This window comes from Janthinobacterium sp. GL_088, assembly GCF_057837845.1.
In genome coordinates, this window is record NZ_CM174453.1 from 3,961,853 (window position 1) to 3,983,262 (window position 21,410).

A 21,410-nucleotide genomic window follows, 5' to 3' on the forward strand; every position below is an offset into this window, starting at 1 on the left:
AAGCACAAAGCCCGTCTTCGCAGGAAGGCGGGCTTTTTGCATTGAGCGTGCTCAATCGCTAAGCGACGACGGCCTTGTCCCGCTCCGGCAGCACATCGGCTTGCCACAGGCTGATGGTCCGGCCCGCATACGACTGCAGCAGCACATCGTCGTTCAAGGTCAGCAACGCCTGCTTGCGCTGTTCCAGGCGCGCCTCGGGCGTCATCTCCTTTTCGCCCGACTTGTACGGCCCCAGCACGGGCAGCAGGTCGCGCAGCACGGAATAATTGCCCGGCGTGGTCTTGTCCGATTCCAGCTTGCCCAGGAAATACTTCATGACGCGCTCGGACTGGTTGCCCTCCTGCCGCAAGCTCGCCTTGACCATCTTGCCATCCTTGTACGCCACTTGCGCATCGCTGCTGGCCGTATCCTCGATCTGGTGATAGGTGTAGTTCTGCGATTCCGTATTGTCCAGCAGGCGCAGCGGCACGCCGGGGACGAGTGTTTCATGGAAGCTGGCGCTCAGCTTCGATTGTTGCTGCTGCCTGATCGACCGCTCGTCCTGGCTGGCGCCGGCCTGCTCCGTCTTTTGCGACACTTCATAATTGAAGCCATCCCTTTCCGCACTGCGCATGGGATTGCTGAATTTCACGGTTTGCGACACGGAGGCGCTGAAATCGGCCAGTCCCGTCAGGATGGACTTGTCCTCGGCCGCCAGGCGCCACTTGCCCGTTGCGGGATTGTCCGTGGCCACTTGCGGCGCGGCGGCATTGCTGTGCAAGGCAGTGAAGCTATCCTTGAGCATGGCCACCAGGCCCGCGTCGCCATGGCCGCGCGACGCCGCCTGGTCGAACTGCTTCATGTAGCTGTCCAGCGCCTTGGCTTGCTTTTCCTTGCTGCCCAAGGTATTGAGTTGGCTGGCGTCGACCTTCAGGTCCAGACTGCCGGCCTCGCCGCTGAAGCTGACCTTGCGCTGCGCGCCATCAGCCTGGAAATCGAGGGTTTGAACACTTTCCGGCTCGCCGCGCACCTTCACTTCCGCATGCAGCTTCACCGACTCGAGCACCTGTTGGTCGAACTGCATCAAGCCTTCCAGCTTGATTTTCGGCGTGCTCTGCCCCATGCCATCGATGGCTTCCTGAAAACCTTTCGCCAGTTCGCCCAGGGCGCTCGCCTCAGCGTCGCTGAGCTCGCCGCTGGTCGTCATGTTCACGGCCAGGCCGTCGCCCTGGCTGTCGAGCGACAGCTTGACTTCCACGCCGCTCCTGGTGGTGATGCTGAGGGACACCCGGTCTTCGCCATTGCCATGCAGGCTGCCGGGCGCGATGCCGGATGCGCCATAGATATTCGGCGTGGTGCTTGGCGGCGGCTGCCGCATCGCCTGCGAGAAATTATAGTTTCCCAGCTTGGCCTGTCCCAGCATGGCCGCGCCCAGGCCGCTGAAGCGGCCGCCAAACGCGTACGAAGAGAAACTCTTCGTCATCGCCTCGCTCACTTTGTCGCGCGTAGCGCTTTCCCACACCATCGGCGGTTTCACGAACGCTGCCGGCTTGCTGTCGCTCACGCTCTCTGGGCTGAGCGCAACGATGGCAGACGGCGTGGATGCGGGCGACGGGGACGGCGCCTCCGTGCGGTTCGACGCGGCGGAGGAAGCCCGTGACGGGGCGCTATTCCAGCTGGACAGTGGAGAAATGGAGGTCATGGCGCTGTCACCTTGCAAATGGAGAGAAGATGCATCATAAAAGTTCGATATGGTTAGTTTTTTTGCAATTTCCTGGCGCTAGGCAAACCTGGCCTCACGTTATCTGGCGTGAAGGCAAGTACTGCATGGCAATACTGCATTAACGGCAAGAAACGGAAAAGCATGAGCGTCGGGGAAATGAAACATTTTCATGCCGCAGACCTCGCCTGCCCCAACAAGTTGAATCACAGCCGGGAATGTCCATTAAAATGCCACTATGGAACACAAGATTCTGCGCGCGCCGCTGGCCAGCTTTACCGACTTGTTGCTCGATGCCGTGTGCATGGTCGACGTGGAGGGGCGCTTTGTTTTCGTCAGCGCCGCCTGCGAACGCATCTTCGGCTACACGCAGCAGGAAATGATCGGCAAGCTCATGCTCGACATGGTCGCCCCCGCCGACCGCGCGCGCACCTTGGCCGCCGCGCGTGCCATCATGGATGGCCATGCGCAGACGCACTTCGAGAACCGCTACCTGCGCAAGGATGGCAGCCTGGCGCACATCATGTGGTCGGCCCGCTGGTCCGCCGCCGACCAGCTGCGCGTGGCCGTGGCGCGCGACGTCACCTTGCTGAAACAGGCGCAGGCCAAGCAGGCCGCGCTGTACGCCATCTCCGAAGCCATGCAGGCGACGCAAGACTTGCCCGCCTTGCTGCACCGCATCCAGCACATCATCGGCGATCACTTGCCGGCACGCAGCCTGACCTTGCTGCTGCATGACGAACACGGCGCCCAGGCTCCCATGACCTCGCATGCCGACGACAGCGCGCCCCAGCCAACATCGTCCCTGGCCAGCCTGCTGTGCGACGAAGTCCTGCGCAGCGGCCGTCCCCTGCTGCTGCAATCGGGACAACTGGCCGGCCTGCCGGCGGCGCTGCAAACGGCGGCCTGCGCCCTGTCCTCGTGCTGGCTGGCCGTGCCGCTGTACTCTTCTCTGGGCAGCATCGGCGCGCTGGCCCTGCAAGGGGGCCAGGATGCCGTCATCGGCTCGGCGCAAGACCAGGATTTGCTGCAATTTGTCGCCAAGCAACTTGCCACCGCCATCGAGCGGCGCCAGTTGCAGACGCAAATGCAGTTCATGGCCATGCACGACGAGCTGACCCGATTGCCAAACCGCCGCCTGTTCCACGACCGCCTGCATACGGCCTTCGCGCGCGCGCACCGCCAGGAAGGTCGTCTATCACTGCTGTTCCTCGATCTCGACAACTTCAAGCGGGTCAACGACGAGCACGGCCATGCCTGTGGCGACCTGCTGCTGCAAACGGTGGCGAGCCGCCTGCGCGATTGCATGCGCGAAACCGATACCCTTGCCAGGATGGGCGGCGATGAATTCGTCGTGCTTCTGGAAAGCAATGCCACGCCGGGGGACGTCAGCCTGATCGAGCAAAAGATCCACGCGGCCCTGGCTGCACCGCTGCACCTGGGCAACGGACAACAATTGCAGATCGCCGTCAGCATCGGCGTGGCCCACTATCCGGAAGATGGCGATACCATGCAGCAGTTGCTGCGCCATGCGGACCGGGCCATGTACGCCTCGAAGGTGCTGGCCGCCGCCTCGCGCTAGCCCATGCCCGCCCTTGGCGACAGTCCCGCATGCTATACTTTCCGGCGATGCTGAGACTCTTCAAAACATGGCTGATACTGCTGTTGATCACGGCGGTGCCGCTGCAGGCGGCCGCTGCGGGCGCCATGCTGGCGTGCGCGCCGTTCGCTGCCGCGCCTGCCGCCGCGATGACAGCGGCTTGCCAGCATGACGCCACGCAATCCTCCGCCGTTCCGGACAGCGCCAGCACACCGGAAGAAAACAAGACCCCAGCCAAGCATCCCGCATGCGGCGCCTGCTCCAGCTTTTGCCTGGGCGCGCTGATGCCACCTGGCATTACCCCGCCCGCCGCGTCCTGCAGCGGCGCGCAACAAGTCACCATCGCAACGGCCACCTTGCTGACGGGATTCATTCCCGACGGCCCGCGCCGGCCGCCGAGACCGCTTTCCGCTTAGCTAGCAGTTTAAATACCAAGCAGGCCACCAAAGTGGCCACGATAGACCTTATTCGTCTGAAAGCAACACCATGATCAAACATTTATTGCTGCGCGGCGCCTGCGCCGCCATGCTGGGCCTGCCCACGTTCGCCATGGCGGCCCTGCCCGTCATCGAAGTCTACAAGAGCGCCTCCTGCGGCTGCTGTGCCGACTGGATCAAGCACCTGGAAACGAACGGCTTTACGGTGCGCGCGAAAAATGTCGAGATGCCGGCGCAATACCGCAAGCTGGCCGGCATTCCCGACGCGCTCGGCTCCTGCCACACGGGCCTCGTCAACGGCTACGCCATCGAAGGCCACGTGCCGGCCAGCGAAATCAAGCAGCTGCTGCGCGAGAAACCCAAGGCCAAGGGCCTGGCCGTCCCGGCAATGCCGATGGGCTCGCCAGGCATGGAAGGACCGCGCAAGGATGCGTATGACGTCTTGCTGGTCAAGAACAATGGCAGCACCAGTGTCTACAAGCACTACCAATAACACTGAAGGGCAATGAAAAACGCCGCCGGAATCGCTTCCGGCGGCGTTTTTTGTGTCAGGCAGCAGTAAAAAACCTGCCGCCTGTCAAGACTGCATCAGATGGTGTCCAGCACTGCATTCAGGCTGGCGCTAGGACGCATGACCGCTTCCGTCTTCGCCGGATCTGGCAGGTAGTAGCCGCCGATATCCGTTTCCTTGCCTTGTACTGCTTTCAGCTCGGCAACGATCTTTTCTTCGTTGTCAGCCAGGGCTTTGGCCACTGGCGCAAAATGCGCTGCCAGTTCCGCATCGTCCTTCTGCGTAGCCAGGGCTTGCGCCCAGTACATGGCCAGGTAGAAATGGCTGCCGCGGTTGTCGAGTTCGCCGGTACGTGGCGATGGCGACTTGTTGTTGTCCAGCAGCTTGCCGGTGGCTTCGTCGAGGGTTTTCGCGAGGATTTTCGCCTTCGCATTGCCCGTCTTGATGCCCATGTCTTCCAGCGACACGGCCAGGGCCAGGAACTCGCCCAGCGAATCCCAGCGCAAATGGTTTTCTTCCACCAGCTGTTTGACGTGTTTCGGTGCCGAACCGCCGGCGCCCGTTTCGTACATGCCGCCACCGGCCATCAGCGGCACGATCGACAGCATCTTGGCGGACGTGCCCAGTTCCAGGATCGGGAACAAATCGGTCAGGTAATCGCGCAGGATGTTACCGGTCACCGAGATGGTGTCCAGGCCGCGGAAGGCGCGTTCCAGGGTGTAACGCATGGCGCGCGTTTGCGACATGATCTGGATGTCCAGGCCCTTGGTATCGTGCTCTTTCAGGTAAACCTGTACCTTCTTGATGACTTCGTTCTCGTGCGGACGGTAGGAATCGAGCCAGAACACGGCAGGCATGCCCGAGTTGCGCGCGCGCGTGACGGCCAGCTTGACCCAGTCGCGGATCGGCGCGTCCTTGACCTGGCACATGCGCCAGATATCGCCCTCTTCCACCGTTTGCGTCAGCAGCACTTCGCCCGTTTCCAGGTCGGTGATGTTGGCGATGCCGCCTTCAGGCACTTCAAACGTCTTGTCGTGCGAACCGTATTCTTCCGCTTGCTGCGCCATCAGCCCCACGTTCGGCACGGTGCCCATGGTCTTCGGATCGAAGTTGCCATGCCATTTGCAGAAGCCAATCATTTCCTGGTAGATGCGCGCGAAAGTCGATTCCGGCATGACTGCCTTGACGTCTTTCGGACGGCCATCGGCACCCCACATCTTGCCGCCGATACGGATCATGGCTGGCATCGACGCGTCGACGATGATGTCGTTCGGCGAATGGAAGTTGGTGATGCCCTTGGCCGAATCGACCATGGCCAGTTCCGGACGGTTAGCGTGGCAGGCGTGCAGGTCTTTCAGCACTTCATCTTTTTGCGACGCCGGCAGGGTCTCGATCTTGTCGTACAGGTTGCTCATGCCATTGTTGACATTCACGCCCAGCTTGTCGAACAGGGCAGCGTGCTTGGCGAACGCGTCCTTGTAGAAGATGCGCACGCAGTGACCGAAAACGATCGGGTGCGAGACCTTCATCATGGTCGCCTTGACGTGCAGCGAGAACATCACGCCCGTCTTGAAGGCGTCGTCGATTTCTTTCTCGTAGAACTCCAACAGCGCTTTCTTGCTCATGAACATGCTGTCGATGATTTCGCCCGCCTGCAGGGAAACCTTCGGTTTCAGCACGATGGTCTTGCCCGAGGCCGTGACCAGTTCCATCTTGACGTCGCGCGCTTTTTCCAGGGTCAGCGATTTTTCGCCATGGTAGAAGTCGCCATGGTGCATGTGCGACACGTGCGTCTGCGACGACTGGCTCCACTCGCCCATCGAATGCGGGTGCTTGCGTGCGTACTCTTTGACAGCCTTCGGTGCGCGGCGGTCGGAATTGCCTTCGCGCAGGACCGGGTTGACCGAGCTGCCGATGCACTTGCCGTAGCGGGCTTTCAGGGCTTTTTCTTCGTCCGTCTTCGCATCTTCCGGGTAGTCCGGCAGCTTGTAGCCACGGCCTTGCAATTCGCGCACGCAGGCGATCAACTGGCCCTGGGAAGCGCTGATGTTCGGCAGCTTGATGATATTGGTGTCCGGATTCTGGGTCAATTTGCCCAGTTCAGCCAGGGTGTTCGGGACTTTTTGCGCGTCCGTCAGGAATTCTGGAAATTCAGCCAGTACACGCGACGCCACCGAAATATCGCTGGCGACCACGTCCACGCCAGCCGGCGCGGTGAATTTTTTGATAATTGGCAGCAGGGAATACGTCGCGAGCAGCGGCGCCTCGTCAGTCAGCGTGTAGATGATTTTGGATTTTTGTGTTGCCATGTTCATTCCCTTGTATGCGGTGATGCCTGGTGGTTAACTTTCTTCATTCCAAACACAGGACGGTTAGCCTTGCTTTGGACGGCTAGTGTGCCGGCGGTGACGCCGTGCTTGCCCACCACGTATTTTAGACTGTCCTGCCGCTGTTTGTGTATCCGATGGCGACGAATCTTATATAAGACAGCAAATATCGGGATCTGAAGGCCCAGGATGGCCATTTTCCACGCTGAAATGCCCTCCAGGCCCGCGCACGGCATGGTCATGAGCCTGGCAGCAACGACTATTTTAATCATTATAAATCGTAATGATTCTCATTTATAATGTCGTGCATGCAATTCCTCCCTACTAACTTTATACGCTGCCCTTGATGCCCATTCCACATTCCCCACTCGCCCATCCCCACCTCACCACCCGGCTGATCCTCGCCGGCCTGCTCGTTGCCAGCGTCACGCCGCAGGCGTTCGCCCAGGCCGCGGCCGATGCATCGACCCCGCTCGCCACCGTGCTGGTGAATGGCCAGGCCGAAGCGGATGCCGGCGGACAGATCGCCAAAAGCGCGCGCGCCGGCATGCTGGGAGAAAAAGACTTGCTCGATACGCCATTCAGCGTCAACAGCTACACGAGCCAACGCATGCTGGACCAGCAAGCGCTGACCCTGGCCGAGGTGCTGGGCGGCGACCCATCGACCCGCTTCACGGGCCAGATCGGCGGCGTCACGGATTCCTTCTTCATCCGCGGCTTTCCCCTCAACGAGGGCAATCTGAGCGAAGTGGCGTTCGACGGCGTGTATGGCGTGTCGCCCAATTACCACCTGTTTACGGAATACCTGCAGAGCGTGGAAGTGCTCAAGGGACCGGCCGCCCTGCTGTACGGCATGTCGCCGAATGGCGGCGTGGGCGGCGTCGTCAATGCCGTGCCGAAACGCTCCTTGCCGCGCGACCTGACGCGACTGACTTTTGACTACGGCTCGGGCTCGCAGGCTGGCGCGGCCATCGACGTCAGCCGCCGCTTCGGCGAAGAGCGGCGCTTCGGCGTGCGCTTCAATGGCTTGCACCGCCAAGGACGCACGCCACTCGACCACCAGACCTCGCGCGCGGAAGTGGCCGCTATCGCCCTCGATTACCAGGGGCAACGGCTGCGCGCCTCGCTCGACGTGATCGAGCAATACCAGTGGATCGACGCGCCCACGCGCCCCTTCCTCGTGGCCGCGCGCCTGCCGGTGCCGCAAGCGCCCGATGGCCGGCGCAACATCGCCCAGTCCTGGGGCTGGTGGAAGTCGAACGACCTGGCCACCCTGGGCAAGCTCGAATATGACCTGAACGACAAGGTCACCATCTTTGCCGACGTGGGCGGCACGCGCTCCGACGTGTCGCGCTATTCGGACCAGACGCCGACCATCACCAGCGCGGCGGGCGACATGACGGTCACGCCCATGAATTGGAAATTCCGCGTGCGGCGCGCCAGCGGCGACACGGGCGTACGCACGCGTTTTCGCACGGGCGGCATCGAGCATGCGCTGGTCGTGATGGGCAATGTCTACCGCGATGAATTTGGCAGCGTGAGCAATTCCGGCAAACTCATCACCTCGAATATCTACCACCCTGTCGCCGTGGCCGACCCAGGAATTCCCGCTCCGGTCCGCGCGCCGAAACTGTCGGCCTCCACGCTTTCCAGCCTGGCCGTGGCCGATACGCTGGACATGCTGGACCAGCGCGTGCAACTGACCTTGGGCGTGCGCCGCCAGCTGGTCGAATCGAAAAACTACCACGCCACCAGCGGCGCGCTGACCACGCATTACAAACAGGGCGCCCTGACGCCGCTGGCTGGCATCGTCGTCAAACCGCTGCGCCACGTGTCGCTGTACGCAAACTATATCGAGGGCCTGAGCAAGGGCGATATCGCGCCGAACATCGCCGACAACGCGGGCCAGGTCTTCGCGCCCTACAAGAGCAAGCAATATGAAGTGGGCACGAAGGCCGATTTCGGCGTGGTGCTGGCGACCCTGGCCGTGTTCCAGGTGAGTAAACCCAGCGGCCAGCTGTATGGCAAGGTGTACAGCATGGATAGCGAACAGCGCAACCGGGGCCTGGAACTGAACCTGTCCGGCGCCGCCAGCAAGGCCGTGCGCCTGCTGGCCGGCATCACCCTGCTCGATGGCAGCCTGGTAAAGACCAACAACGCCGCCACCATGGGCAAGCGTCCCGTCGGCGTGCCCACGTCCATGGCCAACCTGGGCGGCGAATGGGATATGCCGTACTGGCCGGGCTTGACAGCCACGGGCGCCGTCAGCTACACGAGCAAACAGTTTGTCGACCAGACGAATCAGCAATCGGTGCCGTCATGGACCAAGGTCGACCTGGGCTTGCGCTACCGCACGGCCATCGCCGGCAAGGCGGCGACCTTGCGCGGCGGCCTGATGAACGCCTTCGACCGCCACTACTGGGCCGGCGTGGCCTCGTATGGCACCGTCTCGCAATCAGCGCCCCGCAGCGTGCAACTGTCGGCCGCCGTGGATTTTTGACGGGCACCGGTAGCAAAGTAAAAAACAGCAAAAAATAGCAAAAAAGCAGACCATCTCACCATGGATGGCGACAGAACCCACTGCTGGTCCTGTCGCCATCGCACACGGCGGAACTCCCCGCATGACTGCGGTCTAACAGACCAGGGCAGTGGCCGGAGAAGCCGCACCACACCGCATTCCAGTCCTCCCGGCTACCGCCCGGCACACTGCCGCCGCCATCGCGCATGCATCGCCGCATCAGCAGCGGTGCAGCCACGAACGACAACTACATTGATATTTATCAAATTGACTGCCCGATGCGTGGGCTACTGTCGGTGCCATCTTTGATTTGAAACAGAAACTCTGCTGCCAAGAATCGACCATTCCAGACACAACGCCAGTTCTCGCCAGGCTCTTCATTCCCCAGCCGATAACGCTCGCCAAGTGCGGTAACACCCAGCGTTCCCCCTCCCTTGCCTGTACGTGCCGGGGAAACTTTTGCTAGCGATTTTGCAGCTTTTTGATTAATGCACGTTAAAAAGGAATTTCGTATGAGCACGTATTCTGACATTTGCATCGTTGGCGCCGGCATAGGCGGATTGACTTGCGCTAATCAACTGATCGACGCCGCCGCCAGCAGGAAGCTGCGCATCCGGGTCTTCGACCTGAATCCCACCGTCGGCGGCCGCATCCAGTCGCGAAAAATAGATGGCGAGGAAATCGCCGAACTCGGCGCCGCCCGCTACTCGCCGCAGCTGCATCCGCATTTCCAGCAACTGATGCAGGGCAGCGGACTGCCGCATGCCGTCTACCCGTTCACCAAGGTCATCTCGCACGACAGCGTGCTGGAAGAGCTGAAGGCAACGCTCGATGACCTGAGCCCGATGCTGAAAGAGCATCCGAACGACTCCTTCCTCGAGTTCGTCAGCCATTACCTGGGCGCCGCCAAGGCCACCCACATCATCAAGGCGACCGGCTATGACGCCTTGCTGCTGCCGATGGTGTCGGCGGCCATGGCCTACGACATCATCAAGAAACACCCGGAAACGCAGCACTTTACGGAGAACGCCGCCAACCAGTGGCACTACGCCACCGATGGCTACCACGCGTTGCTATGCCAGTTGCAGCACCAGGCCCAGGCCGCCGGGGTGGAATTCCGGCTCGAACATCGCTTGCTGTCCGTTGAAAAATCGGGCGCCGAGCATGTGCTTGCCTTCAGCCACCACGGCGACACGCATATGCACCGCACACGCCATCTGGTGATGACCATTCCGCCGTCCGCCATGCCGCGCCTGAACCTGGATTTTCCTGCCGCCTGGAGTCCGTTCCAGTACGACTCGCTGCCCCTGTTCAAGGGATTTTTCACCTTCGACACGGCCTGGTGGGATGCGCTGGGGCTGACCGACAAGGTGCTGATGGCGGAAAATCCCCTGCGCAAGGTCTACTTCAAGAGCGACAAATATGTGCTGTTCTACACCGACAGCAAAAGCGCCACCTACTGGCGGGACAGCCTGGAACTCGGTGAAGACGTGTACCTGGCGCGTGTCCGCAGCCACCTGGAAGAAATCCTGCCGCTCGATGGCCAGCCGCTGCCGCCGATCAAGGCGCATTTCCACAAGTTCTGGCCGCATGGCGTCGAGTTTTGCGTGGAGCCGGAAGCCGAGCACCCGGCCGTCCTGCTGCACCAGGACGGCATCATTTCCTGCTCGGATGCGTATACCGCGCACTGCGGCTGGATGGAAGGCAGCCTGATCAGCGCCCAGCACGCCAGCGGCCTGCTGCTGCAGCGGCTCGATCAACGGGAAGACGTGGTCGCCGCCGCCAACGATACCTTCATCACTTCCTCGACCGAGCGCGCATGAGCCTACTTGACTTCCCCCGCCTGCATTTTCGGGGTTTTGCCCGCGCCAATGTGCCGACCGGGAATCGCAATACGCACGGCAACATCGATATCGCCACGAATGCGGTATCGATGGCGGGCGAAGCTGTCGACCTGAGCCGGCCGCCGGCCGAATTCCATGCACACCTGAAACAGCTTGCCCCCCGCTTCAATGCGGAGGGCAAGCCGGATCCGGACGGTATCTTCAGCCTGGCGGCAGGTCACAATTTTGGCGGGAATAATCATTTCTCTTGGGAAAACGCGAGGATCACGGGCGTCCAGCTGCGTCATGGCGAGGTCGATACGCAGGATCCGCTGGTGGGCGCCAAGCTGGGCCTGTGGGGCCACTACAACGAGTACCTGCGCACGACGTTCAACCGCGCCAGGTGGATCGACAATAACCCGGCCCAGCCGGACACCACGCTGATCTACGCCGGCCAGTTCACCTTGAGCGACAAGCTGGCCACGCCCAACACGCCCACTTTGTTTACCGCCGACATCGCGCAGGCGCACTCGGTGCGCTGGCTCGGCAGCGGCCATATCACGGAACGCAGCGGGCATTTCCTGGACGAGGAATTCGGCCGCTCCAGGCTGTTCCAGTTTTCCGTGGCCAAGCAAGACCCGCATTTCCTGTTCAATGCGGACCTGCCGCTGCCGGCAAGTATGCGTGCTTTGCAGCAAGCCCTGGCAGATGACGACGTGCTGGGCCTGACGGTGCAGTATTGCCTGTTCAATATGTCGACGCCGCAAAAACCCGACTCGCCCGTGTTCTATGACCTGGCCGGCAGCATCGGCCTGTGGCGACGCGACGAGCTGGCCACCTATCCGGCCGGCCGCCTGCTGCAGCCGCGCCAGGCCAGCCTGGGACCGGTGCTGGTAAAGCTGCATGCGGATCGCGTCGCGTTCAACATGCCGACCGCCATCCCATTCACCACGCGCGACGCGGGCGCCGTCTCGGAACAGCATCCCACGCATGCGCTGGGCGGCAAGCAGGCGCTCGGCGACCTGCTGCTGCATGATGACACAGGCACCTTGCTGGCACGGATTCCGGAATCGCTGTACCGCGACTACTGGCGCCACCACGGCGTCTTCGATGTGCCGCTGCAACATCCCCCCGCCCCGGGTTCGCTCAGCCTGGGCAGCGCGCAGGCGCAGTGGGATGAAGCCGACTGGGTGCTGCAATCGGACAGCAACCAGCTGTACCTGGAAGCGCCGAACCATAAAAAGCACGAGCAATTTCCGCAGACCATCACCGTGCAAAGCCGCTTCCGCGGCGAGCTGGCGGCCCCCCCATCCTTGGCGGAAGCGGAAGACGGCGCGCTGCTGGCCGTGCAGCAGCAGCCGTCGCCGCTCGGGCATGGCTACACGGCGCTGACCCTGACGGGACGCCAGCCGGGCGCGACCCGCATCGTGCTGAGCACAGGCCAGGATAAACAATACCTCGGCGTGCGCGTGTTGCCCGACGACTGGGACCTCGACGACGTACCGGCCGAACAGGTCGACTACGCCTTTCTCTACAGGCATGTGATGAGCTACTACGAGCTCGTGTATCCCTTCATGTCGGACAAGGTCTTCAGCCTGGCGGACCAGTGCAAGTGCGAAACGTATTCGCGCCTGATGTGGCAGATGTGCGATCCGCAGAACCGCGAAAAAAGCTACTACATGCCCAGCACCCGCGAACTGTCGCTGCCAAAGTCGCGCCTGTTCCTCAAATACCTGACCCAGGTCGAGGCGGCAGCCGCGGCCAAGGCGGCGGTGCCGGAAGCGGCCACGCCGCATGTCATCGGCTGCAAGGCGGAGTTGATCGATGAGCTGAAAAAGGCCATCGACCTGGAACTGTCGCTGATGCTGCAATACCTGTATGCCGCGTATTCGATTCCCAATTACGCGCAGGGTGCGGCGCTGGTGCAGGCCGGCCGCTGGCTGCCGGCCGAGCTGGAACTGGCCTGCGGCGCCGAAGACCGGCGCCGCAACAGTGGCACGCGCGGCGCATTGCTGGAAATCGCGCATGAAGAAATGATTCACTACTTATTAGTCAACAATGTGCTGATGGCGCTAGGCGAAGCGTTTTATAGCGGTACCCCGCTGCTGGGCCTGCAGGCGCGCCGGCGCTTCGGCCTGGACACGGAATTTGCGTTCGAACCATTTTCCGAACACGTGCTGGCCCGCTTCGTGCGTTTCGAATGGCCCGACTACCTTCCCACGCCGGGCAAATCGATTGCCACCTTCTATATCGCGATCCGCCAGGCCGTGGCCGAGCTGCCCGGCCTGTTCGAGAGCGGCGGCGGCAAGCGCGGCGGCGAGCACCATTTGTTCCTGAAAGAATTGACCAACCGCGCCTATCCCGGCTACCAGCTGGAAGTGTCGGACCGCGACAGCGCGCTGTTCGCCATCGACTTCGTCACGGAACAGGGGGAAGGCGTGGCCGTCGATTCGCCGCACTTCGCCTCGTCGCACTTCCAGCGGCTGCGCGCCATCGCCGGCAAGTTTGCGGCCTGCGGCAAGCCGTTCGAGCCGGCCGTGCCGGCGCTGAAGAATCCCGTGCTGGAAGCACGCGCGGACTGCACGGTGGTAACCGACCAAAAGGCGCGCGCGCTGATGCAGCTGTATCAGGGCTGCTACGAACTGACCTTCCTGATGATGGCGCACCATTTCGCGCAGCAGCCGCTGGGCAGCCTGCGCCGCTCGCGCCTGATGAACGCCTCCATCGACATCATGACCGGCCTGTTGCGCCCTCTGTCGGCCGCCCTGATGAACATACCATCGGGCGTGCCCGGCCGCCATGCGGGACCGCCCGTGCCCGAGCCGGTCAGCAGCCGGGTCAGCAGCGACTACAGCCTGGGTTGCGACATGCTGGCGCAGAAATGCCTGGCGCTGGCACGGTACGCGCGCGGCCTTGAGAGCGATGTCATCGGCATGGCGCCGATAGAAATGTTGGAGTTTTTTAATCAGCAACTTACCGATTTATCTCGGGGAAAGATGTCAAGAGAGGCCTGAAATGCATAAAATCATTATCGTCGGCGGAGGCCTGGCAGGTAGCCTCAGCGCCATTTATCTGGCGCAACGGGGACACGAAGTCCACGTTGTCGAAAAACGCGGCGATCCGCTGCAGCAAGCTTACGCCAACGCCGATCCGGTCAACTCGCGCGCCATCGGCGTCACCATGACCGTGCGCGGCGTCAAGGCGGTGCTGGCGGCCGGCATCAGCAGGCAAGAGCTGGAGTTGTGCGGCGAACGCATCCTTGGCATGGCGTTTTCCGTCGGCGGTACATTCAAGGTGCGCGAACTGGACCAGCGCGAAGGCCTGTTCCCACTATCGCTGGACAGGTCCGCCTTCCAGCGCCTGTTAAACACCTACGCCGCCAGGCACGAAGTGAAATACTACTTCGAGCATAAATGCCTGGATGTCGACCTGGAAAGAAAAGTCGTGCTGATCCAGGGTCCGGACGGCGCCCTGCAGCACCTGGATGGCGACCTGATCATCGGCGCCGATGGCGCCCATTCCGCCGTGCGGCGCGCCATGCAGAGCGGCATGCGGCGCTTTGAATTCAAGCAGAGCTTCTTCCGCCATGGCTACAAGACCCTCGTGTTACCGAATGCGGAGGGCCTGGGTTTCAGGAAGGATTTGCTGTATTTCTTCGGCATGGCTTCCAAGGGCCAGTTTGCCGGCCGCGCAGCCACCATTCCGGACGGCAGCGTCAGCTTTGTCATTTGCCTGCCCTACTCCGGCACGCCCAGCCTGAACACGCTGAACCGGGAAACCATGGCGGCCTTCTTCGACCGCTATTACGACAAGCTGCCGGCGGCCAGCCGGCAAGAGATGGTGAACCAGTTCATCGCCCTGCCCAGCAACGACCTCATCAATGTCCGCTCGAGCACCTTCCATTACAAGGGCAATGTCCTGCTGATCGGCGATGCGGCGCATGCCACCGCCCCCTTCCTCGGCCAGGGCATGAACATGGCGCTGGAAGACACCTATATCTTCGTCACTTTGCTGGAAAAGCACGGCAATGCGCTGGTGCCCGCCCTGGCCGAGTTCACGCAGCAGCGCAAGGTACAGGCCGACGCCATGCAGGATATGGCGATCGCCAACTACGAAGCGCTGAGCAACCCCAATCTGATTTTCTTCCTGCAGACGCGCTACAACCGCTTTATGCACCAGAAATTCCCCCGTATTTATCCACCCGACATGGCGGATAAATTGTTCTTTACATCGATTCCTTACGATGAACTGCAGCAAATTCAGAAAAAACAAAACGTTTGGTACAAACTTGGGAGGGTAAATTAATGAACATTCTCGTCATCGGCGCCGGTCCCGCAGGACTGCTCTTCGCCAGTCAGATGAAACAGGCCCAGCCCGGCTGGAATATCCGCATTACGGAAAAGAATACCCCGGAAGAAGTGCTGGGCTGGGGCGTGGTGTTGCCGGGACGGCCGCCGCGCCATCCGGCCAATCCGCTCTCTTACCTGGAGCAGCCGGAACGGCTCAATCCGCAGTTCCTGGAAGAATTCAAGCTCGTGCACCACGAGCAGCCCAACCTGATGGGCACCGGCGTGACGCTGTGCGGCGTCGGACGCCAGGCCCTCGTGCAGGCCCTGCGCGCCAAGTGCGTAGCAGCCGGCATCGATATCCGCTACGAAACGCCGCCGGCGGACAAGGCGCAACTGGAAGCCGAGTACGACCTGGTGGTGGTGTCGAATGGCGTCAATTACAAATCGCTGGACTTGCCGCCAGCACTGGCGCCGCACATCGATTTCGGCCGCAACAAATACATCTGGTACGGCACCACCCAGCTGTTCGACCAGATGAACCTGGTGTTCCGCAGCAATGAACACGGCATTTTCATCGGCCATGCCTATAAATATTCGGACACGATGAGCACCTTTATCGTCGAATGCAGCGAAGAAACGTACGCGAAGGCCGGGCTGGAGGCGCTGTCCGAGCACGACGCCGCCGCGTATATCGCCAAGACGTTCAAAGCCGAACTCGGCGAGCACGGACTGCAGAGCCAACCGGGCCAGGGCTGGCGCAACTTCATGACCCTCAGCCGCGACCGGGCCTGCGACGGCAAGTTCGTCCTGCTCGGCGATGCGTTGCAATCGGGGCATTTTTCCATCGGCCATGGCACCACCATGGCCGTGGTGGCGGCCCTGCTGCTGGTCAAAGTCCTCAATACCGAAGCCAACACGTCCGCCGCCCTGGACAGCTTCAATGCCCGCGCCGTGCCCCTGGTGCACTTATTCAAGGAGCATGCCAACAGCAGCCGCCTGTGGTTTGAAAGCGTGGGCGAACGTATCGAACTGAGCAATGAAGAGCTGACCGCCAGCTTCGACGCCCGCCGCAAGGACTTGCCGTCGCTGCAAGAAACTCTGATGGCCAGTCTTGGCTACGCACTGGGCCGCTAAGGAAGATACCATGCCGACACACCTCGCCCCGCCGCTGCTGCCGCTGCAATGGAGCAGCGCCTATATTTCCTACTGGACGCCGATGCGGGAGGACGACCAGGTCACGTCCGGCTATTGCTGGTTCGACTATGCGCGCAACATCTGCCGCATCGATGGTCTGTTCAATCCCTGGCCGGAAAAGGAACATGGACACCTGCTGTGGATGTCGGAAATCGGTGACGCCAGGCGCGAACAAAGCCGCAAGCAGAAAGTGGCCTACACAAGGCAGGCGGAGGCCAGTGGCGAGCAGCTGCACAGCACGGCACTGGCCGATGAGGTGATCCCGTTCCATGACCTGTTCCTGCCGCAAGCGGTGCTGCTGGACGGCGGTGCCCGTCACGACGGCCGCCACAGCGTGCTGGGCCGGGAGGCGGACGCCTGGGTAGTGGAGCGGACGGGCAAGCCGCCATCGGTCTTTTACCTGGAGGCCGGTGGCAACCGCCTGCTGCGCATGGTCACAGGCAACGACCCGCAGCACCGGTCGGTACGCGACTTTCCCAACCTGTTTGTCGGTGATATTCCGGACAGCGTCTTTACGTCTTGCAACACCTGACCAGGACGTGGCGCGCGCAAGGGCCGCATGAGGCCGAGGCCCGCGCCACGCCTGGCTGGCGTTTTTGTTATTACTCTCGAAGGATATTGCTATGCCGCTGGTTGTTTACATTTTGGGGTTGACGATCTTTTCGTTAACCACCTCCGAATTCATGGTGGCGGGCATGATGCCGTCGCTGGCCCTGGCCATGGACGAACCGGTGACACGGATCGGCTATCTGATCTCGCTCTACGCCATGGGGATGGTCATCGGCGGACCGCTGAGCACCATCGCCCTGCTCAAGCTGCGCGTGCCGAACAAGCAGGGACTGCTGTGGCTGCTGGGCTTTTATGTCCTTGCCCAATCCGTTGCCGCGTCCGCCACCAGCTATGACATCCTGGCCATCGCGCGGGTGGTCACCGGCGTGGTCGCCGCCACCTGCTTTGGCCTGTCCCTGGCGATCTGTGCCGACATCGTCGCTCCCAATGCGCGCGGACGCGCCGCCGCCGTCGTGATCGGCGGCCTCATGCTCGCTTCCGTGGTTGGCGTGCCGGTCGCCACGCTGATCGACCAGCACCTGGGATGGCGCGCCAGCTTCTGGCTGGTGGTGCTGCTGGCGCTCCTGTGCCTGGCACTCATCACCGTACTGGTGCCGCGCGCCAAGCCATCCGAAGTCGTCAGCCTCGGCAATGAACTGGGGGAATTCCGCAACCGCCACCTGTGGGCAGCGTATGCCAGCAGCGGTCTCATCATCGGCGCGATCTTCGCGGCCTTCAGCTACTTCGCCTCCATCCTGACGGAAATTACAGGATTTCAAGCTTCCGACATCCCCTGGCTGCTGGGTATCTACGGCGTCGCCAACGTGGTGGGCAATGGCGTAGTCGGCCGTTATGCGGACCGCTACACCACCGTCATCATGGTCTGGGGCATGATCATCCTGAGCATCAGCCTGGCGCTATTCGCCGTCTTCGCGCACGACAAAACCATCAGCGTCGCCTTGCTGGTCGTCACGGGCCTGGTCGGCATGTCGATGAATCCCGCCATCATCGCCCGCGTGATGAAGACCGCCCACCCAGGGCCGCTGGTCAACACGGTGCACACGTCCGTCATCAACATCGGCCTGGGCGCCGGCTCCTGGCTCGGCGGCCTCGGCATTGCCGCCGGCTACGGCTTGCGCTCCCCGTTGTGGGTCGGTGTCGCGCTGGCCGTGCTTGGCCTCATCAGCTTGCTGCCCTACCTGGGGCACAGGTCGCGCGGTTCGGTGCTGTCGCATTGATCGTTGGGGCGGTTGGGCCAGATTCATTTTTCTTTGGGGAAACCCGTCCGATAACGCTGATTCAGGCATTTAACGTCGACGATGGCACTGTTACCCCCGTCCCAGAACCAGTAACCTACGGCATGCTGCTGGCGAGCCTAGGCCTGCTGGGCTTCATACTATGGCGTAGCAAGAATCAAGCGTAACAATGGCAAAGCCACCCAAAAGGTGGCTTCTTTTTTTTGCTGCCACGACCATATTGCGTGGTGAACGGCACATGCAGGGCGAGCAGATCCAATGCTGGGTCCCAGTACTGTCGCGAGTTCCAGCTATCGGTGGCGCAAAGCGCAGCCCTTGCACTTGCCGTCCAGCCGGTGTGCCAGCGACTTCCCGGCCGCACTCGATCGCCTCGACAGTCCAGCTGCGCCAGATTCTGTTACTTGCCCTCTCACATGCAGTTAAGCGTGCCGTTGGCGGACTTCGCGTTTAGCGAAAACACACAATCCTCAATATGTGTCAGACACAAGATTCGCACATTCAGCGCCGAGTTGATAAGCGGAAAGATTATCAAAGCGTGCACTAGCAATCTCAAGCCTGGTTTCAATAGTAAAGAAACTCTGATGAATTGGAACAAGAACGTTCGGGAACCTCATCAGGCGCTGGAGATTATCATGGAAAATACTATCATCCGGATTATTCCGCATCACTGGACATAATTTTAAGCTGTGGCAGTTATATTTGGTGACAAAGCGAGTATTTACGTGACATTTTCAGAAGCGCATCAGCAATAAATATAATTATTTTCAAAAATAATGTTTTGCAACAATAATGTGGTGTAGCATTCCATTCAGCTGAGCATTTACATTTCTTTTCTTTTACATTGAAAGGTAATTTATCATGAGCAATGTACCAGTACCCGGAAACTATGTTTCTGAAGATAAGAATTTTACATTTAAAATCAGTTCGGCCGATTCCTCGAATGGCGTCATCAGCGGCGTGTATAACGCAAGCTATAGTCCTGTCGGCCCACTGACCGCCGAAGGCAATATCGGACACTATTCATGGGTATTTAACAAGGCCCAAGGCAAGGATGGCGTGGCGCCATTCGTTATCAGTTTTGGCGGAAGTGCTCGTCCTAACGGTCGGCCATATTGCATCAGCGATGCGTGGAACGGGGCATACCAGACCGACAATAGCATCCTTGCAGAAGGCGTTCGTTCATTCGTCAATCAAGATGGCGTGGTCCAGGTACGCAGCCTGGGTACCTTGCGTTTCGCAATCGGCTAATTAGCAGCGGCAGAACGAAATAAAGTAGTTATTTTATGTAACTGCTCAGCCAAGATAGACAATATCAGTCGCATAAAAAATCGTTATATTTAGTGATGATTAACTTACCACCCTATAGCAATTATTTCCAAAATAAAATATTCTCCATTGGCAGCTGATCAAGATGTGATATGCCTCTGACTCTTCTAAAGAATTCATAAGCAGAGTAAGCATCATTAACTGAAACGGAAGCACGGATATACCTGCCTCGATCTTGGCCAAGACTCATACCTTGGAGCAGTCCAGCGCCTGCAAGCCGAGCGCCTGAATTCTTCGTCCGCCATGCATTGCCGCTCAGCCCGCGCCAAGCGCACCGCCTGCTGCAGAGTAAGCCGGATCACCTCTCCCCTCAAAAAAACGCTCTAAAGGTGCGATCTAGCACCTCGGCCGCCGTCGGTGCCGGCATTGGCGCCCCCTTTGCGCTGCAACGGCAACAGCAGCAATTGCTGGTCGTGCGCGATGCCTTAGGCCGAACCGACAGGAGTCCAGACCTCGCGGAGTAGATCGCCGCCAGTGGCAGGTCGAACGGCTCCAAATTCATGGCGCGCGCGATCGGGTTTGTGACGTTCCATACCTTTCCATCGGAACTGTATGTGTTATCGGCGACGAAACAGCCATCGATCTTCACGGCGGGGTATGCGCTCATGCTCGTATCAACTTCATCGCGTTGCCGCAGCCGGCCGAGCCCAAATAAGGCGCGAGCAACGTATCAACTGCCACGAAGCGCTCGCGTGCGTCAGTGGTGTTCTGGAAATACTCCGTTTCCAGTGGGCCAGTCTTGTCTTTTTTGATGGCGTTGGAACCAGTGTCGAGGTCGGGCAGCAGATCCTCGCCGCTGCCGGCGCGCACGGCCAGATCGATGCAGGCATTGACGATGTCCAGCGGCGCGATGGTGCTGGGCACGATGAAGCCGTCGACTGCCACGTTGTAACGCGGCCAGTCCAGCGCCTGGTGCTGATACACCCGGCGGCCGGCCCAGCGCGTGCGGTAGGTCGCCATGAACAGCGTAGCCCTGCGCAAGGCGATCTCTTTATCGGCCTCGGTCAGCGCAGCCCAAGCGGTCAGGCCCAGGCTGGCGCAACGCGCATCAGCTGCGGCGACACTGGCATAGGATTCGGCTTCGGCCAGACCTGCGCCAGTTTCAATCGTAAGCATAAGAAATCCTACATTTTTAATAAATATTCAATTGCTGCAATTTAGAAAAAATTATCGTATAATTAATTTTCATATCTTTTTTGCATCAATATAAGGAAAATGATGAGCTTACATACAATTATCAAAATTGCACTTACGAACATTGCTTTGTGCGCCTCCTTCCACGTGCAAGCAACAACCTTTTCCAACGAGTTCAACTCTGGCGAATTAGGTTACTTGGGCGCAATAGGTGTGGTTACTTATGGAGAAACTTTCACTTCTCCGGGCGGAGTGCTGAACGATTTCACCCTCTATGCGTCTTCAGGTTATGGCACTTCAAATTATGGCACCGGCTATATCGGATTCGGGATTGCAGCATGGGACGGAACCAAAGCCGTCGGTCCCGCCTTGTACACGAGTGCTCCAATGCCATACAGTGGCAAAAATGCAGCATTTGAAGCAACTGGACTCAATCTGGCATTGCCACTTAATAAAGAATACGTAGCATACTTAACAGTTGCAGGCATCGAGAATCCAGTTCATTTCATTAGGCCGCAAGGATCCAACAACAATGGCGGTTTAACAGGGAACCACGTTTATTCGAATGCCAAGGATCCCCTTAACGCGAGTCAGCCTTGGGGTGTGGACAAGACGGTTTACATGAGATTTACGGCAAATTTCACAAATAACACCATTCCTGTTCCTGAGCCAGAAACCTACGCCATGTTACTGGCCGGCTTGGGCATAGTCGGTTTCGCTGGCCGACGCAGGCTTAAGTCGGCTTGA

The 21,410-nt window shown here is 60.2% G+C and carries 16 protein-coding genes; 13 read left to right on the top strand and 3 right to left on the bottom strand.

Annotated features, from left to right (window positions below):
* Window positions 1–58: 58 nt before the first annotated feature.
* Complete coding sequence (locus AC3IQ7_RS17865) at window positions 59–1,681, bottom strand: hypothetical protein (protein ID WP_489206877.1); 1,623 nt, start codon at window positions 1,679–1,681, stop codon at window positions 59–61.
* Window positions 1,682–1,937: 256 nt separating this feature from the next.
* On the opposite strand from AC3IQ7_RS17865, the gene AC3IQ7_RS17870 reads away from it, so the two are divergent.
* From AC3IQ7_RS17870 to AC3IQ7_RS17880, 3 genes are all read left to right on the top strand, one after another.
* Window positions 1,938–3,281: a sensor domain-containing protein gene (locus AC3IQ7_RS17870; RefSeq protein ID WP_489206878.1), complete on the top strand. Its 1,344-nt coding sequence runs from the start codon at window positions 1,938–1,940 to the stop codon at window positions 3,279–3,281.
* 47 nt (window positions 3,282–3,328) lie between these two features.
* Window positions 3,329–3,715, top strand: a complete 387-nt coding sequence (locus AC3IQ7_RS17875; protein ID WP_099377380.1) for a hypothetical protein — start codon at window positions 3,329–3,331, stop codon at window positions 3,713–3,715.
* Between the two features lie 70 nt (window positions 3,716–3,785).
* Window positions 3,786–4,229, top strand: a complete 444-nt coding sequence (locus AC3IQ7_RS17880) for a DUF411 domain-containing protein (RefSeq protein ID WP_099377381.1) — start codon at window positions 3,786–3,788, stop codon at window positions 4,227–4,229.
* Window positions 4,230–4,324: 95 nt separating this feature from the next.
* Here the strand turns inward: AC3IQ7_RS17880 and AC3IQ7_RS17885 are convergent, their stop codons facing one another.
* Window positions 4,325–6,556, bottom strand: a complete 2,232-nt coding sequence (locus AC3IQ7_RS17885) for an NADP-dependent isocitrate dehydrogenase (protein WP_489206879.1) — start codon at window positions 6,554–6,556, stop codon at window positions 4,325–4,327.
* Window positions 6,557–6,920: 364 nt separating this feature from the next.
* Between AC3IQ7_RS17885 and AC3IQ7_RS17890 the strand changes: the two genes are divergently transcribed.
* The 9 genes from AC3IQ7_RS17890 to AC3IQ7_RS17930 all read left to right on the top strand — a co-directional run bounded on the left by AC3IQ7_RS17890 (window position 6,921) and on the right by AC3IQ7_RS17930 (window position 19,451).
* The gene (locus AC3IQ7_RS17890) at window positions 6,921–9,074 is read left to right on the top strand and encodes a TonB-dependent receptor (protein WP_489206880.1); all 2,154 of its coding nucleotides are present in this window, start codon (window positions 6,921–6,923) and stop codon (window positions 9,072–9,074) included.
* A 530-nt stretch (window positions 9,075–9,604) separates the two neighbouring features.
* Window positions 9,605–10,915: a flavin-dependent violacein biosynthesis tryptophan-2 monooxygenase VioA gene (gene vioA, locus AC3IQ7_RS17895; protein WP_322428824.1), complete on the top strand. Its 1,311-nt coding sequence runs from the start codon at window positions 9,605–9,607 to the stop codon at window positions 10,913–10,915.
* Window positions 10,912–13,929 carry an iminophenyl-pyruvate dimer synthase VioB gene (gene vioB, locus AC3IQ7_RS17900; protein WP_489206881.1) on the top strand — a complete coding sequence of 1,006 codons (3,018 nt, stop codon included), beginning with the start codon at window positions 10,912–10,914 and terminating at the stop codon, window positions 13,927–13,929. The genes vioA and vioB overlap by 4 nt, the downstream gene beginning before the upstream one ends.
* A gap of 1 nt (window position 13,930) precedes the next feature.
* Window positions 13,931–15,220 (top strand): NADP-dependent violacein biosynthesis oxygenase VioC, encoded by a 1,290-nt coding sequence (gene vioC / locus AC3IQ7_RS17905; protein WP_489206882.1) that lies wholly within the window; start codon window positions 13,931–13,933, stop codon window positions 15,218–15,220.
* On the top strand, window positions 15,220–16,338 hold the full coding sequence (vioD, locus tag AC3IQ7_RS17910; RefSeq protein WP_489206883.1) for a flavin-dependent violacein biosynthesis monooxygenase VioD: 1,119 nt from the start codon (window positions 15,220–15,222) through the stop codon (window positions 16,336–16,338). The genes vioC and vioD overlap by 1 nt, the downstream gene beginning before the upstream one ends.
* 10 nt (window positions 16,339–16,348) lie before the next feature.
* Window positions 16,349–16,930 carry a violacein biosynthesis enzyme VioE gene (gene vioE / locus AC3IQ7_RS17915; protein WP_489206884.1) on the top strand — a complete coding sequence of 194 codons (582 nt, stop codon included), beginning with the start codon at window positions 16,349–16,351 and terminating at the stop codon, window positions 16,928–16,930.
* A gap of 91 nt (window positions 16,931–17,021) precedes the next feature.
* Window positions 17,022–18,185: an MFS transporter gene (locus AC3IQ7_RS17920; RefSeq protein ID WP_099377390.1), complete on the top strand. Its 1,164-nt coding sequence runs from the start codon at window positions 17,022–17,024 to the stop codon at window positions 18,183–18,185.
* Complete coding sequence (locus tag AC3IQ7_RS17925; RefSeq protein ID WP_489206885.1) at window positions 18,095–18,370, top strand: PEP-CTERM sorting domain-containing protein; 276 nt, start codon at window positions 18,095–18,097, stop codon at window positions 18,368–18,370. Before AC3IQ7_RS17920 ends, AC3IQ7_RS17925 begins: the two co-directional genes overlap by 91 nt.
* Before the next feature lie 691 nt (window positions 18,371–19,061).
* Window positions 19,062–19,451 (top strand): hypothetical protein, encoded by a 390-nt coding sequence (locus tag AC3IQ7_RS17930; RefSeq protein ID WP_099377393.1) that lies wholly within the window; start codon window positions 19,062–19,064, stop codon window positions 19,449–19,451.
* A 681-nt stretch (window positions 19,452–20,132) separates the two neighbouring features.
* On the opposite strand, the gene AC3IQ7_RS17935 is transcribed toward AC3IQ7_RS17930, so the two are convergent.
* The gene (locus AC3IQ7_RS17935; RefSeq protein ID WP_099377394.1) at window positions 20,133–20,645 is read right to left on the bottom strand and encodes a DnaT-like ssDNA-binding protein; all 513 of its coding nucleotides are present in this window, start codon (window positions 20,643–20,645) and stop codon (window positions 20,133–20,135) included.
* 102 nt (window positions 20,646–20,747) lie between these two features.
* On the opposite strand from AC3IQ7_RS17935, the gene AC3IQ7_RS17940 reads away from it, so the two are divergent.
* Complete coding sequence (locus AC3IQ7_RS17940; protein ID WP_233516084.1) at window positions 20,748–21,410, top strand: PEP-CTERM sorting domain-containing protein; 663 nt, start codon at window positions 20,748–20,750, stop codon at window positions 21,408–21,410.

Excerpts from the sequence above, each read along its gene's own strand:
- AC3IQ7_RS17865 (WP_489206877.1), bottom strand. The coding sequence starts at position 1,681 with ATGACCTCCATTTCTCCACTGTCCAGCTGGAATAGCGCCCCGTCACGG.
- AC3IQ7_RS17870 (WP_489206878.1), top strand. The coding sequence starts at position 1,938 with ATGGAACACAAGATTCTGCGCGCGCCGCTGGCCAGCTTTACCGACTTG.
- AC3IQ7_RS17875 (WP_099377380.1), top strand. The coding sequence starts at position 3,329 with ATGCTGAGACTCTTCAAAACATGGCTGATACTGCTGTTGATCACGGCG.
- AC3IQ7_RS17880 (WP_099377381.1), top strand. The coding sequence starts at position 3,786 with ATGATCAAACATTTATTGCTGCGCGGCGCCTGCGCCGCCATGCTGGGC.
- AC3IQ7_RS17885 (WP_489206879.1), bottom strand. The coding sequence starts at position 6,556 with ATGGCAACACAAAAATCCAAAATCATCTACACGCTGACTGACGAGGCG.
- AC3IQ7_RS17890 (WP_489206880.1), top strand. The coding sequence starts at position 6,921 with ATGCCCATTCCACATTCCCCACTCGCCCATCCCCACCTCACCACCCGG.
- vioA (WP_322428824.1), top strand. The coding sequence starts at position 9,605 with ATGAGCACGTATTCTGACATTTGCATCGTTGGCGCCGGCATAGGCGGA.
- vioB (WP_489206881.1), top strand. The coding sequence starts at position 10,912 with ATGAGCCTACTTGACTTCCCCCGCCTGCATTTTCGGGGTTTTGCCCGC.
- vioC (WP_489206882.1), top strand. The coding sequence starts at position 13,931 with ATGCATAAAATCATTATCGTCGGCGGAGGCCTGGCAGGTAGCCTCAGC.
- vioD (WP_489206883.1), top strand. The coding sequence starts at position 15,220 with ATGAACATTCTCGTCATCGGCGCCGGTCCCGCAGGACTGCTCTTCGCC.
- vioE (WP_489206884.1), top strand. The coding sequence starts at position 16,349 with ATGCCGACACACCTCGCCCCGCCGCTGCTGCCGCTGCAATGGAGCAGC.
- AC3IQ7_RS17920 (WP_099377390.1), top strand. The coding sequence starts at position 17,022 with ATGCCGCTGGTTGTTTACATTTTGGGGTTGACGATCTTTTCGTTAACC.
- AC3IQ7_RS17930 (WP_099377393.1), top strand. The coding sequence starts at position 19,062 with ATGAGCAATGTACCAGTACCCGGAAACTATGTTTCTGAAGATAAGAAT.
- AC3IQ7_RS17935 (WP_099377394.1), bottom strand. The coding sequence starts at position 20,645 with ATGCTTACGATTGAAACTGGCGCAGGTCTGGCCGAAGCCGAATCCTAT.
- AC3IQ7_RS17940 (WP_233516084.1), top strand. The coding sequence starts at position 20,748 with ATGAGCTTACATACAATTATCAAAATTGCACTTACGAACATTGCTTTG.